This window comes from Nocardioides oleivorans, from assembly GCF_004137255.1.
Classification (GTDB): Bacteria; Actinomycetota; Actinomycetes; order Propionibacteriales; family Nocardioidaceae; genus Nocardioides; species Nocardioides oleivorans.
The window spans coordinates 2,027,803-2,040,607 of record NZ_SDWT01000001.1 but is presented as its reverse complement, the minus strand read 5'-3'; the positions used below and the strand labels follow the sequence as shown (position 1 = coordinate 2,040,607).

The 12,805-nt window shown below is 72.5% G+C and carries 14 protein-coding genes; 3 read left to right on the top strand and 11 right to left on the bottom strand.

Annotation, left to right across the window (positions count from 1 at the left end; translation table 11 throughout):
- Positions 1 to 176: 176 nt before the first annotated feature.
- The 7 genes from EUA93_RS09725 to EUA93_RS09695 form a co-directional block, all read right to left on the bottom strand.
- Positions 177 to 1,658 (bottom strand): sensor histidine kinase, encoded by a 1,482-nt coding sequence (locus EUA93_RS09725; protein WP_129399945.1) that lies wholly within the window; start codon positions 1,656 to 1,658, stop codon positions 177 to 179.
- Between the two features lie 162 nt (positions 1,659 to 1,820).
- Positions 1,821 to 2,123 (bottom strand): DUF1416 domain-containing protein, encoded by a 303-nt coding sequence (locus EUA93_RS09720; RefSeq protein WP_129399944.1) that lies wholly within the window; start codon positions 2,121 to 2,123, stop codon positions 1,821 to 1,823.
- Positions 2,123 to 2,971 (bottom strand): sulfurtransferase, encoded by an 849-nt coding sequence (locus EUA93_RS09715; RefSeq protein ID WP_129399943.1) that lies wholly within the window; start codon positions 2,969 to 2,971, stop codon positions 2,123 to 2,125. The genes EUA93_RS09720 and EUA93_RS09715 overlap by 1 nt, the downstream gene beginning before the upstream one ends.
- A gap of 40 nt (positions 2,972 to 3,011) precedes the next feature.
- Positions 3,012 to 3,479: a DUF4395 domain-containing protein gene (locus EUA93_RS09710; protein WP_129399942.1), complete on the bottom strand. Its 468-nt coding sequence runs from the start codon at positions 3,477 to 3,479 to the stop codon at positions 3,012 to 3,014.
- Between the two features lie 283 nt (positions 3,480 to 3,762).
- Positions 3,763 to 4,230, bottom strand: a complete 468-nt coding sequence (locus EUA93_RS09705) for a TlpA family protein disulfide reductase (RefSeq protein WP_129399941.1) — start codon at positions 4,228 to 4,230, stop codon at positions 3,763 to 3,765.
- Positions 4,231 to 4,356: 126 nt separating this feature from the next.
- A complete protein-coding gene (locus tag EUA93_RS09700) occupies positions 4,357 to 6,516 on the bottom strand; it encodes a carboxypeptidase regulatory-like domain-containing protein (RefSeq protein ID WP_129399940.1) in 2,160 nt (719 codons plus the stop codon).
- A gap of 102 nt (positions 6,517 to 6,618) precedes the next feature.
- Positions 6,619 to 6,915, bottom strand: a complete 297-nt coding sequence (locus tag EUA93_RS09695) for a MoaD/ThiS family protein (RefSeq protein WP_129399939.1) — start codon at positions 6,913 to 6,915, stop codon at positions 6,619 to 6,621.
- Positions 6,916 to 6,973: 58 nt separating this feature from the next.
- Between EUA93_RS09695 and EUA93_RS09690 the strand changes: the two genes are divergently transcribed.
- The gene (locus tag EUA93_RS09690) at positions 6,974 to 7,696 is read left to right on the top strand and encodes a winged helix-turn-helix transcriptional regulator (protein WP_129399938.1); all 723 of its coding nucleotides are present in this window, start codon (positions 6,974 to 6,976) and stop codon (positions 7,694 to 7,696) included.
- Between the two features lie 2 nt (positions 7,697 to 7,698).
- Here EUA93_RS09690 and EUA93_RS09685 read toward each other — a convergent pair whose 3' ends face one another.
- On the bottom strand, positions 7,699 to 9,591 hold the full coding sequence (locus tag EUA93_RS09685; RefSeq protein WP_129399937.1) for a M48 family metallopeptidase: 1,893 nt from the start codon (positions 9,589 to 9,591) through the stop codon (positions 7,699 to 7,701).
- Between the two features lie 116 nt (positions 9,592 to 9,707).
- On the opposite strand from EUA93_RS09685, the gene mshD reads away from it, so the two are divergent.
- Positions 9,708 to 10,529 carry a mycothiol synthase gene (mshD, locus tag EUA93_RS09680; protein WP_129399936.1) on the top strand — a complete coding sequence of 274 codons (822 nt, stop codon included), beginning with the start codon at positions 9,708 to 9,710 and terminating at the stop codon, positions 10,527 to 10,529.
- 11 nt (positions 10,530 to 10,540) lie between these two features.
- Here the strand turns inward: mshD and ygfZ are convergent, their stop codons facing one another.
- Genes ygfZ through EUA93_RS09665 form a run of 3 tightly spaced genes read right to left on the bottom strand, consistent with a single transcriptional unit; the run spans position 10,541 to position 12,411 of the window.
- Positions 10,541 to 11,476, bottom strand: a complete 936-nt coding sequence (gene ygfZ / locus EUA93_RS09675; RefSeq protein ID WP_129399935.1) for a CAF17-like 4Fe-4S cluster assembly/insertion protein YgfZ — start codon at positions 11,474 to 11,476, stop codon at positions 10,541 to 10,543.
- A 10-nt stretch (positions 11,477 to 11,486) separates the two neighbouring features.
- Positions 11,487 to 11,912 carry a Fur family transcriptional regulator gene (locus EUA93_RS09670; protein WP_129399934.1) on the bottom strand — a complete coding sequence of 142 codons (426 nt, stop codon included), beginning with the start codon at positions 11,910 to 11,912 and terminating at the stop codon, positions 11,487 to 11,489.
- Positions 11,913 to 11,916: 4 nt separating this feature from the next.
- Entirely contained in the window at positions 11,917 to 12,411 is a 495-nt protein-coding gene (locus EUA93_RS09665; protein ID WP_129399933.1) for a heme-binding beta-barrel domain-containing protein, read from the bottom strand.
- A gap of 23 nt (positions 12,412 to 12,434) precedes the next feature.
- Here EUA93_RS09665 and EUA93_RS09660 point away from each other — a divergent pair, with 23 nt between their 5' ends.
- Positions 12,435 to 12,797, top strand: a complete 363-nt coding sequence (locus EUA93_RS09660; protein ID WP_129399932.1) for a DsrE family protein — start codon at positions 12,435 to 12,437, stop codon at positions 12,795 to 12,797.
- Positions 12,798 to 12,805: the final 8 nt, after the last annotated feature.

The window sequence follows — 12,805 nt, the reverse complement described above, 5'->3', positions numbered from 1 at the left end:
CGGTACGCACCTCGTGAACCCCCCTTCGCGAGAACACGCACCGGTCCCCACCCGGTTGCCGCCCGGACCCCCCGCTCCCCCCGCGGGGGGTCCCCGCACGTCCGGGGTCGGATGCCCGCGAGCGGGCGCGCTCGTAGGCCGCCGCCCCGGGCTGGGACAGCGGCCTCACGCAAGCGTCAGCGGGGCAGGATGACGGCGACCGTGGTGCCGACGCCCGGGGTGCTCTCGAGCGACACCTCGCCGCCGTGGGCCTCGACGATCGTCCGCACGATGTCGAGGCCGAGACCTGCTCCGGGGGCCTGGAGCCGCAGCGCGTTGGTGCCGCGGAAGAAGCGGTCGAAGACCCGCGCCACGTCGTCGGGATCGATGCCCCCGCCGGTGTCGGCGATGGTGAGCACGACGCGGTCGTGCCCGTCGGCCAGGGCGACGCGCACCTCGCCGCCACGCTGGCTGTAGAGGATCGCGTTGGCGAGCAGATTGTCCACGACGTGGCGCAGCCGCATCCCGTCGGCGACGACGGACACCGACGCAGGCTGCGCGAGCGTGAGGCGTACGCCGGCCCGCTCGGCGTCGGGTCCCGCCGCCTCGACCGCCTCGGCGACCGTGGTGACGAGGTCGAGCCGGTAGGGGTCGATGAGCGTGGAGCCGGCGGTGGCGCGGGTCGCGAAGAGCAGGTCGGCCACCAGGTGGGACAGCCGCAGCACGTTGCGGCGCGCGGCGACGACCTGGTGCCGCCCGTCGTCGGTCACGTCGGCGGACTCCTCGAGGAGCTCGAGGTAGGCCAGCGCGGAGGTCAGGGGCGTGCGGAGCTCGTGCGAGACCGTCGAGACGAAGTCGTCCTTGACCTTCTCCGCACGGATCTTGTCGGTGACGTCCTGGTAGGCGAGCGCGGCGCCGGCACAGGCACCGAAGCGGTCGCGGACCGAGCGGGCCGAGACGGACAGGGCGCGGCGCGTCTGCGGGTCCTCGCCGACCCAGAGGAGGAGGTCGTCGAACTCCTCCCCCGCCACCGCGCGCACCGTCGGCATCTCCTCCGAGGTCAGCGTCCGGGTCTGCTCGGCGTCGTAGAGGAAGCCGAGCTGTCCGACGCGACCGAGGTGGCCGTCGGGGAAGGCGAGCGCCATGAACTCGCTGTGGCGGGTGTTGTAGGCCTGGTAGGCACCGTCGGCGTCGAGCAGGAGCAGGCCGACCGCGACGGAGTCGAAGACGGCCTCCGCCCTGCGGCGCTCGGACTCGATCGTCTCCTCGGCGGCGTCGAGCCGCTCGACGAACGCGTGCCGCTCGGTGAGGTCGGCGATCTGGGAGATGAAGTGCATCGGGGTGCCGTCGGGGTCGCGCAGCAGCGCGACCGACAGGTCACCGATCACGATGGTGCCGTCGGCGCACACGTAGCGCTTGGTGATCCGGTAGGAGCTGATCTCGCCCGCCAGGCACTGCTCGACCAGCCGCATGTCGCTGGCGAGGTCGTCGGAGTGCGTGATGTCGTGGAAGCTGAGGGTCGCCATCACCTCGGGGTCGTAGCCGAGCATGTCGCACATCGCGACGTTGGCGAACTGGAAGTGTCCCTCGGGGGACACGATCGCCATCCCGACCGGGGAGTGCTCCACCGTCAGACGCCAGAGGTCGTCCGTGGGGAGCGCACGCGTCGTCACCGGCACGGCACACCTCCTCGCCTCGTCGGCCGCTACCCAACGGTACGAGTCACCGCGACGGTGCCGGCCGGCCTTGGGAGGATTCGAGGCGAAAATGCGGAGAACGCCTCCTGCGCACGTGGCGCAGGAGGCGTCTTCCTTGACGGTCCTGTGAGAGTCGGCCCTCGTTCAGGCGGAGACGAGCACCTGGACCTCGGCGACGGAGCCGGTGGCGGCCACGACGCGCGTGTCGACCGGCTCGGCCTTCGGCGCCAGCGTGCGCAGCGTCCACTCGCCGTCGCCGGCGAAGAACCGGAAGTGACCGGTCGCGGAGGTCGGCACCTCCGCGGTGAACTCGCCGGAGCGGTCGAGCAGCCGGACGTAGGCGTTCGGCACGGGCTCCTGGCCACGCAGGACCTGGCCCTGGATCACGGCCTCCTTGGCGACGTTGACGCCGTCGAGCGACAGGCCGCCCTCAGTGGCGCCGCACATCAGGCTTCACCGGGCTCGTCGCCGAGGGCCACGGGCACGCCCACGAGGGAGCCGTACTCGGTCCACGAACCGTCGTAGTTCTTCACGCTCTGGTGGCCGAGGAGCTCCTTGAGCACGAACCAGGTGAGCGAGGAGCGCTCGCCGATGCGGCACAGCGCGATCGTCTCCTTGGAGTCGTCGATGCCGACCTCGGCGTAGAGGGCCTTGAGCTCCTCGTCGGACTTGAAGGTGCCGTCGTCGTTGCAGTTCTTGCTCCACGGCACGTTGAGCGACGTCGGGACGTGGCCGGCGCGCTGGGCCTGCTCCTGCGGGAGGTGGGCCGGGGCGAGCAACCGACCGGCGTACTCGTCGGGGCTGCGCACGTCGATCAGGTTCTTCACGCCGATGGCGGCGACCGCCTCGTCGCGGAAGGCGCGGATCGAGTGGTCCTGCTCCGTGGCGGTGTACGACGTCGCGGCGCGGGTCGGCAGCTCGGAGACGAGCTCGCGGGAGTCGAGCTCCCACTTCTTGCGGCCGCCGTCGAGCAGCTTGACGTCCTGGTGGCCGTAGAGCTTGAAGTACCAGTAGGCGTAGGCAGCGAACCAGTTGTTGTTGCCGCCGTAGAGGACGACGGTGTCGTCGTTGGAGACACCTCGCTCGGAGAGGAGCGCCTCGAACTGCTCCTTGTTGACGAAGTCGCGACGGACCTGGTCCTGGAGGTCGGTCGTCCAGTCGAGCTTGATGGCGCCCTGGATGTGGCCCTTGTCGTAGGCGCTGGTGTCCTCGTCGACCTCGACGAGGACGATGCCGTCGGTGTCGAGGTTGTCCTCGACCCACTGGGCGGTGACGAGAGAGGTCTCGCGGCTCATGGTGGTGTGCTCCTTGCTGGTGGTGAACAGTCGGGGTGGATCAGGCGGTGACGCGACGGAGAAGCAGGTAGACCTCGCATCCCAGGCAGAAGGCGAAGACGGCGTTGAGCAGGGCGGCGACGAGCGCGAGCCCGACGGCGACCTGGCCCACGACGGTGGCGCCGGCCAGGAGTGCGACCAGCCCGACGAGGGCGAAGGCGAGGCCCACGGCCTGGGCGAAGCGCGGCGGCTGCGGGTCCTCCCACTCGGCGGGCGGTGCCAAGCGTGGTCGTACGACGGTGCGGAACAGCCAGGCGTGGGGCGTGTGCTGCACGCCGCGCACGGCGCCGAGCGCGAAGAGGGCGGCCTGCACGGCGAGCAGGACGACGTCGGCCGGCGAGGGCAGCAGCAGGACGGCGACCAGCACCACCGCGGTCAGGGCGGCGGTGAACTGCGGCCCGCGGGGGTCGATGCGGCCAGCCGGGGGGCGGACGACGCCGGGCGCGGTGTGGCTCGTGCTGGTGGACATGTCTCTCCTGAGGTCGGTCGGCGCGGCGCGAGGCCGGGCGCGCCGGGACGTCACCCGGCGCCGGGTCCCTCCCGCGAGCATAGTCCAGTTGATTGATGGACTTTGATGCTCAGGTCAGCGGGGGACCTCTACGACATTCGACACAGCGCCGAGCGCACGCGGCAGTGGTCGACTGCGCGTCGCTTGGTGAGCATGGTCGAGGACATGACGACGACAGTAGGCCGTCGTGCCCCGTGCTCCCCGGCTCGTCTCACGATGTGGCCCATGCATCCATATTCTGAGATCAGACCCGCGCGAGAGCGCTCAGGACCTGGTCGCGCGTCGGCGCCCCGGTCGCCCGGGTGACCTCGGCACCTGCCGCGTCGAGCACCAGGGTGGTCGGCGTGCGGAGGATGCCGAAGTCGCGCGTCGCGTCGAGGTGGTGCTCGGCGTCGACCTCGACGTGCGCGACACCCTCGACGATGCCCGTCACCTCGTCGAGGACCCGCCGGGTGGCGCGGCAGGGTGCGCAGAAGGCGCTCGAGAACTGCACCAGGGTGGCGCGCTCCCCCAGTGTCGCGCCGACCGCAGCGACGAGGTCCGCCCCCGGAAGCGACGCGGCGGGCATGGAGTCCGGGCCCGGGCCGGTGTCGGCTCCCGGGCGGCGTACGGCACGGGTGCCGCGGAAGCGGCCGTCCGTCGCGGCGCGCCACAGCCCGAGGCCGAGGGCGAGCACGACGGCGGCGACGACGATCCAGGCTCCGGTGCTCACGCAGGCCCAACGACGAGCCCCCGACGGTTGTTCCGCGGGTGGGGCGTCGGCCGGGGAGGGCGACGAGGCCCCGGGAGCTCGTCCCGGGGCCTCGCGGTGCTGCTGGAGCGGCGGTGCCGCGTCAGGTCAGCGCTTGATCTTCACCTTCTGCTCTAGGTCGCCCGACCCGACCTTGCCCTTGCCCTTCAGGGAGAACACCAGCCGGTGCTTGCCCTTGCCGAGCGGCTTGCTGAAGCGGACGGTGCCCTTGCCGCCGGTGATCGTGCCCTTGCCGATCTTCTTCAGCTTCGGCTCACCGTTCTTCGTCGTCCCGGTCTGCTCGTAGACGACGACGGACGCCTTCACCTTCTTGGCCTTGAGAGACTTCACCTTGAGGGTGAGCACCGCGGACCGGGCCGAGACCTTGGCCTTGAGCCTGGGCTGGAGGCCGACCTTCGCGCTCGCCTTGGTGAGCGCCTGGCCCTGCGCGAAGCCGGCGTCGTTGGTCACCCGCGCCGTGATCTTCTTGCCGAGGTGCTTCTTGGCGACCTTCAGCGAGGCGCCGGTGGCGACGACCTTGCCACCCACGAGCCACTCGTAGGTGAAGCGCGACGCGGCCTGGGTGTTCCAGCGTCCGGCGTCGACCCGCAGCGTCCTGCCGACCCAGGCGTCGCCGAGGATCTCGGGACGGTCGACGGCCTTGACGTCCTTCGACAGCGAGGCGGAGATGCCGGTGACGACCTGGCCGGGCTTCACCGTGATGGCGAGGGCATCCTCGGGCAGGGCGTTCTTCCACCACTCCGTGACGTGCAGGTAGGCACCGAAGGCGACGGTGTACTGGCCCGCCCACAACGTGCGCTCGTCGTAGGTGCCGTCGACCTCGACTCTCGCCGAGCCGGTCCCACGGTTGTCGCTGTCGGTGAAGATCACGTCGGCGTTCTCCGGCACGCCGCCCGCGTCGCTCGTCACGCTGCCGCTCACACCGCCGGCGACCGGCAGCGTGAAGTCCAGGGTCCCCGACGTCGCGGTGACGGTCGCCGCAGTGGCGAAGTCGAGCTTGTTGCCCGACCACGTCGTGCGGCGCGCGAAGTCGCCGTCCTCGCGAGGCTGCTCCGCGCCGCCGTCGCCGTCGGTGCCGTCCACCTCGATCTTGAACTGGGTCACGCCACCGATCCGGTCGAGCTCGGTGAAGAAGTACTGACCGGCCCGGTTGCTGTAGGTCGTGGCCACGACCTTCGAGTCGCGGGGGTCGGGAGTCGCGGTGTAGAGGTTGACCGGATAGCCGACGCCGACGCCCCCGAGCTCGTCGCGGACCGTGCCACGCACGTCGACGCCGTTCGGCGCGACCACCGGTGCGGCGGCCAGCGCGGCGTCGATGCCTGTGACGGCCTGACCCGGTGCGACCACGACAGGCGTTGCGGTCCCGGACGTCGACGCGTTGTTCCAGTACTCGGGGACGAACTCGCCGATCGGGTCTCGGAAGCTCACCGTCTGCGTACCGGTCCGGACGCCCTCGATGAGGTAGACGCCGCCTGCGTCGGTCCAGTCGCAACCACCGCTGCTGGCGCAGGCCTGGACCCGGTGGATCGGCGCACCGGCCTCGGTGGTGACCCGACCCGAGACGCTGCCGCCGGGCGCGAGCGTCACGACGCCGAGGTCGGCGCCCGCTGCGGTCGGCGTGACCACGTCCGCGGCGTCGATCGAGATCTTGTCGTTGAACCACTCCGAGGCGAGGTTCTTGCGCGTGCGGTTGTCGTAGCCGCTGAAGAACAGCTTGACCGGCACGTCCTCCGAGACGCGGAAGGCGCCCGACCGGTCGGCCGTCTCCCGGCCGAGCTGGACCCCTGTGGCGGCGTTGAACACGTCGATGCTGGCAGCGATCCCGCGCCCGTCGGACGTGCGGACCACGCCCGTCACGCTGGGGCTGCGGTCGACGGTCCAGGCGGGCAGCACCTGGGCTGCACCGGCGACGGTGACGACGTCGGCGGACGCCTCGTCGACCTTGTCGCGGTACCACTCACTGGCGTAGGCGGACGAGTCGAACTCGAGCTTGTAGGACCCGTCGGCCAGCGGCAGGTCGAAGGCGCCGTTGTCGAAGGAGTCGCCGGTGACGAACGAGCCGTCGAGGGTGTAGGCGGCGACGTAGCCGCTGGCGTAGTTGCCGGCCGGGTCGATCACGCTGCCGCTGACCGAGACGGCCGCGTTGGCGGGTGCGGCCAGGCCGACCGCCATGCCTGCGGCGGCCACCGAGGCGGCGACCCCTCCTGCGACGAGGCGCGCGAGGGCGCCTCTGGAAGATGAACTCATGTGCTGACTCCCCGTGGTGGTGAAGCCGGCCCGCGATGGGCCGGCAGGTCAGGGATCCCCTGACGGGAGCAGATCAAACCTCATCGGCCCGACGAGCTGTGCTCAGCCCCCGGCGAAGGGGGGCAGCAGCTCCACCACCGACCCGGGCGGTACGACGACCGCGGCCGGGTCCCGCGAGCCGACGGGCTGGTCGCCGAGGAGCACCGAGCACGCTCCGACCGTGCGGGCCATCCGGTCGCCCGGGTGCAGCGCCAGCACCTGCTCGACGAGGCCGGCCAGGGTCAGCCCAGGCTGGGCCTCGAAGGTGTCCGCCGAGGTGCCGGCAGCGGCCTTGGCGCCGGCCCAGTAGCGCACTGTGATCGTCCCAACACTGTGGTCCGGGTCAGGAGGAGCGCTCATGCGGGCTATCCTTCACCATCCCCCGGCATCACCCCACCGGCAGGCAGGAGGCTTCGTCATGAGCTCGCTCTTGCTGCTCACGGGCGCCCTGCAGCCCTCCGCCGAGGTGCTCCCGGGGCTCGCCCTCCTCGCGCACAACGTGAAGATCCTGCCCGCGCAGGGGAGCGCCCTGCTCGACGCGCCGGGCGCCGACCTCGTGCTCGTCGACGGGCGCCAGGACCTCGCGGCCGCCCGCGACCTGTGCCGCCTGATCCGCACGACCGGCACCGAGGCTCCCGTCCTGCTCGTCGTCACCGAGGGCGGCCTCGCCGTCGTCGCCCACGACTGGGGCATGGACGACGTGGTGCTGCACACCTGCGGCCCGGCCGAGCTCGACGCCCGGATCCGGCTCGCGATCGGGCGCAGCAGCGCCGCCAGCGCGGACGACCCGTCCGCCCACGTGATCCACCGTGGGGAGGTCGTCGTCGACGACGCCACCTACACCGCCCGCATCGGCGGTCGCGCGCTCGACCTCACCTACAAGGAGTTCGAGCTCCTGAAGTACCTCGCCCAGCACCCGGGCCGCGTCTTCAGCCGCGAGCAGCTCCTCCAGGAGGTCTGGGGCTACGACTACTTCGGCGGCACCCGCACCGTCGACGTTCACGTGCGGCGCCTGCGCGCCAAGCTCGGCACCGAGCACGAGCACCACATCGGCACGGTCCGCAACGTCGGCTACCGCTTCGTGGTGCCGAGCCGCGAGAAGGACTCCGAGGACGTCTCCCAGCACTCCGGCAAGGCCTGAGCTCAGCTCGCCGACATCCGCCCGTCGAGGTGCGCCGCGAGCGACTCGGCGGCGTGACCTGCCACCGCGTCGAGGCGGTACGACGTCGCCCGTCCGTCGCGACGGACGGTGAGCCGCGGCGGAGCGCCGTCGACGTACGCCACGTGCTCGACCTCGTGCCACGGCACGACCGTCGTCGCAGGGTCGCTCAGCAGCTCGAGGCCGCTGAGGTGCACCGAGTGGGCGAGCACCTGGTCGGGGGGTGTACGACGACCCAGCGGCGGCAGCGACACGAGCTCGCGCAGGGCGACCGGGCGCACGGCCAGGCCCGCCTCGGTGACGTGGACGACGCGTGGGGTCGGGCGGAGCTTCTGGCGGGCGGCCATGACCGAGAGCACCTGTGGCCCCGTGGGACCGATGACCGCCCGGGTGACGACCGGGTTCCACGTGCGGGAGATGCCCTCGGAGCGCAGCACCTCGAGCAGCCAGTCGGCCTGCGCCGGGTCGCCGGCCACGCCCCGCACGAGACCCGCCACGTCGACCTCGGTGCCGGTCTCGTCGACGATCACGTCGGTGCGGTCCCAGCGCAGCACGTGGGCGGCGTGGCCCGCGCTGACGAGGGCGGTGCGCACGAGCGCCTCGACGGCCTCCGTGAGCATCCCCTCGGCGGCCTCGGCGTCCTCCGCCTCGTCCGCGAGCGCCCGGGCCAGCTCGGGCCCACGGCCGCTCCCGACGAGGTGGAGCACGACGCTCAGGTCCACCGCACCCGTCGTGATCGCGTCGGCTGCCGCGACGACGGCGACCGCGCGCTCCTCGTCGCGGCGGCGGTTGCCGAACAGCACGGCCCGCTCCCACGCGACCGGGGCGAGCGCTTCCCGGCGGGCGTGGTGCGCCTCGACCCGGCCGATCGCGGCGGACGGGTCGACGAGCAGGAGCAGGGCCGGGTCGTCGGACGTGACGCCCTCCGGCCGGTCCTGGACGACGAGCTGCTCGAGCCGCGCGATCCGCGCCGCGGTCGGCGGGTGCGTGTCGAACGGTGAGCGGGCCTCGTCGTCGATCAGCCGGTCGGCATCGAGCGGCTCGCGCCCGGGGTCGGAGAGGAACGAGGCGTAGCCGGAGAACAGCCCGCGCGGGACCATCCCAGCCGAGGTCCCGATCGAGCCGTAGTCGCGCGCGAAGGTCTGCCAGGTCGACGTCGTGACGGCCGACGCGCGGAGGGCGGCGATGCCGACCTGCGTCCCGCCGAGCGTGGCCGCCCAGCGGTCGGCGTCGAGCTCCTGGTCGCGCCACAGCGCGTGGACCAGACGGGTGTAGGTCGCGAGGTGGCGCCGCGCAACCCGGCCGAGCACGTGGCGCGGGCCGAAGCCGTCGACCACCTCGACGAGCGCGACCAGGCCCCTGCGGCTGAGCCCGGACATCGCTGCGTGCCGCTCGCTGTGGTGGCCCAGCTCGTGGCCCAGCACCCACACGAGCTCGGCGCGGGTGAGCGTCTGGAGGAGCGGTACGCCGACGTGGAGGGTGCGGGTGCCCGCGCCGAGACCCAGGAGCCGGGAGTCCTCGGTGACACCGGCGGTGACGTCGACCACGAGGCGGATCTCGTCGGGTGCCCGCGTGCCGACGCCCTCGGCCGCCTTGCTCACCACGGCCCAGAGCTCCGGCTCGGCCATCAGCGAGACGGGCAGGCCCTCGGGCACGCCCGGGACCGAGCGGAGGATCCGCACGAGCGCGACGACCAGGGCCACGGCCGGCACCCCGACGAGCGCGACGACGAGCACCCCGACGAGCACCGCACCGGGGCTGTCGCTGCGTGCCACCCACGCGATCGCGGCGACGAGCACGACCAGCAGCACGGCCGCGAGCACGAGGATGCCGGCGAGCAGCGCCACGGCGGCGGTCGCGCGCAGTCGAGCCAGCATCCCGAGTCCTCACCTTCTCCTGAGCACATCCATGCTCCCCGAGCAACGGCCCGCGCGGGCCATTTTCGGCGAATCCGGTGGGTGGTCGGTGCTCACGCGGTCGCTAGGGTCGGGGCGTGGACCAGGTCATCGCCATCGCGGACGAGGCGGCTGCCGCCGACGGGGCCGACCCGCTCGACGAGGCGGCGCGCATGGCCCTCGCCGACGGCACGGCCGACGTCCTCGTGGACGACGACGCCTTCGCGCTCGTCCACGACGGTGACCTGTCGCTCGTCGTGCGCCCGTCGGCCCGCGGACGTGGCCTCGGGTCCGCCCTGCTGGCCCGCGCCTCGTCGTCGTACGGCACCGGGGTGACGGCGTGGTCGCACGGCAACCACCCCGCGGCGGCGGCGCTCGCCGCGAGCCACGGGTGGGAGCGGGTGCGCGACCTCTGGGTGATGCGCAGGCCCACCTCGACGCCCCTGCCCCCGCTCGAGGTGCCGCCGGGCGTGACGGTCCGGTCCTACCTCGACTCCGACGCCGACGACGTGGTCGCCGTCAACGCCGCCGCCTTCGCCCACCACCCCGAGCAGGGCTCGATGGATCGGGCCAACCTCGCCCGCCGGATGGCCGAGCCGTGGTTCGACCCCGCGGGCCTGCTCGTGGCCGAGGACGCGAGCGGGATGCTCGGCTTCCACTGGACCAAGCAGCACGACGCCCCGCTCGGTGAGGTGTACGTCGTCGGCGTCGCGCCGGCCGCGCAGGGTCGCGGCCTCGGGAAGGTGCTCACCCTGGCCGGGCTGCACCACCTCGCCGGGCTCGGCGTCCAGGAGGTCCTGCTCTACGTCGAGGCCGACAACGCCCCGGCGGTCGCGGTCTACTCACGCCTCGGGTTCGAGCACGAAGCAGCCGACACCCACGTGCAGTACGCCGGCCCGGGTCCGCGCGCCGCTGGCTGAGAGGGCGACCCTCAGCGGAGCGGGCGCACGTGGAGGCCGACCTCCGGGTCCACGACGACCTCCTGCGAGGCCGGCATCTCGTCGACCGTGAGGGCGGCGTCGACGGGGACGTTGCGCTTGACCACCGCGAGGGCGATCGGGCCGAGCTCGTGGTGGCGGGCGCTGGAGCCCACGAAGCCGACGTCGCGACCGTCGTGGGTCACCGGCGAGCCGGTCGGGGGGAGCCGGTTCTCCGAGCCGTCGAGGTGCAGCAGCACCAGCCGACGCGGCGGACGCCCGAGCGTGTGGACGCGCGCGACGGTCTCCTGGCCGCGGTAGCAGCCCTTGTCGAGATGGACGGCGGGACCGATCCAGCCGACCTCGTTGGGGATGGTGCGGTGGTCGGTGTCCAGGCCCAGGCGCGGCTCGCCGCGCTCGATCCGGAGGGCCTCGAAGGCCCAGAGCCCGGCAGCCGGGCCGGCGGCGTCGGCGTACGCCTCGAGCTTGTCGCGGGGCACCAGGTCGTACTTCCCGGCTCCCTCGCCCGGGCGCCACATCACCGCGAGGGCGTCGACCAGCGAGATCTCGACCCGGGTCATGAACTTCATCCGCTCGAGCCACTCGACCAGCGCGGCCCCGGCGCCGGGCTCGGTGTGGGCGGTGAACGCCTCGCCGTCGTCGACGCCGGTGAAGGCGTGCTCGACGTGGCCCTGGGGGCTCAGCACCAGCGCCTGGGTCCACACGCCGGGCGCGAGGCCCTCGAAGTACTGGGTCGTGAGGTTGTGCAGCCACGACAGCCGGTCGGGCCCGGAGACCCGGAGCACGTCGCGGTGGGACAGGTCGACGAAGCCCTCGCCGCGCGCGAGGCTGCGCTGCTCGGTGTTGAAGGAGCCGTAGTGCGCGGCCACCGGGGCGTCGATGCCGTCACCGGCGACGGCCCCGGGCAGGGACAGGAGGGGGCTTGCCATGCCCTCGAGTCTAGGTCTGCTCCGAAGTCGTGCCGCAGTCCGTGCACTGGCCGAAGACGGCGAGGTGGCCGACGTCCATGGTGAAGCCGTCGGCCGCGAGCGCCTCGACGAGCGGCGCGACGAGCTCGGGACCGTAGGAGCGCACCTTCTGGCAGCGGCGGCAGACCACGTGGACGTGCTCGTGCTCGAGGGTGGAGTGGTACGTCGGCGCCCGGTCGCTGAGGTGGGTGTGGCGCACCAGCCCGAGCTCCTCAAGCACCTCGAGCGTGCGGTAGACGGTGGAGGCGTTGACCGAGCTGACCTGCTCGCGGACGTGGCAGAGCACCTCGTCGGGAGTGGCGTGACGCAGCTCCTCGACGGCGCGCAGGATCAGCTGGCGCTGCGGGGTGAGCCGCAGGCCCTGCTCCCGGAGGCGCTGCGCCAGGTCGTCGCTCACGTGGTCATCCCCGCTGGAGGCGGGCCCACGTGTGCGGCTGGAGCTCCTGGCCCTGGGCCGCCATGTCGTAGGCGTAGAGCAGGTCGCCCTCCACGTTGCCGTACATCCGCGAGCCGGCCGTGACCTCCTTGGCGGTCTCGGTGAAGGAGACCCCGGCGGTGTGCATCTCGACCTTGCCCGCGTCGGCCTGGCCGTACCAGATCTCGGCGAAGCCCGTGTTGTGTGCCAGGAGGAGCTCGACCTTGCCGGGCTCCGGGCAGCGCAGGAAGCCGGACTCCATCGCCGCGTCGCGGACGAACTCGCCCTCCTCGTCGACGATCCAGGCGCGCGACATGTAGTGGAAGAACGGGCGGCCGTCGTGGGTGAAGATCAGCTCCTGGCCGAACTGGAACTTCTCGATCGTCGGGTAGTCGCCGTGACCGTTGCCGCGCCAGGTGCCGAGGAGCCAGGCGACGGGGCCGCAGTTGGGGTGCAGGTTGTCCGGCAGCTCGAAAGGCATGACCCACATCCTAATGTGGGGGCATGGCTCGTTCACTGGTCGTCAAGGTCACCTGCGGCGCCGACGACGCCGAGCGCTGCAACCAGGCCTTCACCGTCGCGGCGGCCGCGGCGGCCGCGGGCGCCGACGTCTCGCTGTGGTTCACGGGGGACGCAGCGTGGTTCGCGCTGCCGGGGCGGGCCGAGGAGTTCGCGCTGGAGCTCGCCACCCCGCTCGACCAGCTCATGGCGGCGGTGCTCACGTCGGGCACGATCACCGTGTGCTCCCAGTGCGCGGCGCGGCGCGGGATCGTCGAGGGCGACCTGCGCGAGGGGGTCACGATCGCCGGGGCCGCGGTCTTCGCCGAGCAGGTCCTCGGCGACGGCGTCCAGGCGCTCGTCTACTGACGTCGCGC

Coding starts and splice junctions, on each gene's coding strand:
- EUA93_RS09695 (WP_129399939.1), bottom strand. CDS start 6,915: ATGAGCGCTCCTCCTGACCCGGACCACAGTGTTGGGACGATCACAGTG.
- EUA93_RS09660 (WP_129399932.1), top strand. CDS start 12,435: ATGGCTCGTTCACTGGTCGTCAAGGTCACCTGCGGCGCCGACGACGCC.
- EUA93_RS09710 (WP_129399942.1), bottom strand. CDS start 3,479: ATGTCCACCAGCACGAGCCACACCGCGCCCGGCGTCGTCCGCCCCCCG.
- EUA93_RS09665 (WP_129399933.1), bottom strand. CDS start 12,411: ATGCCTTTCGAGCTGCCGGACAACCTGCACCCCAACTGCGGCCCCGTC.
- EUA93_RS09690 (WP_129399938.1), top strand. CDS start 6,974: ATGAGCTCGCTCTTGCTGCTCACGGGCGCCCTGCAGCCCTCCGCCGAG.
- EUA93_RS09685 (WP_129399937.1), bottom strand. CDS start 9,591: ATGCTGGCTCGACTGCGCGCGACCGCCGCCGTGGCGCTGCTCGCCGGC.
- EUA93_RS09715 (WP_129399943.1), bottom strand. CDS start 2,971: ATGAGCCGCGAGACCTCTCTCGTCACCGCCCAGTGGGTCGAGGACAAC.
- EUA93_RS09700 (WP_129399940.1), bottom strand. CDS start 6,516: ATGAGTTCATCTTCCAGAGGCGCCCTCGCGCGCCTCGTCGCAGGAGGG.
- EUA93_RS09720 (WP_129399944.1), bottom strand. CDS start 2,123: ATGTGCGGCGCCACTGAGGGCGGCCTGTCGCTCGACGGCGTCAACGTC.
- ygfZ (WP_129399935.1), bottom strand. CDS start 11,476: ATGGCAAGCCCCCTCCTGTCCCTGCCCGGGGCCGTCGCCGGTGACGGC.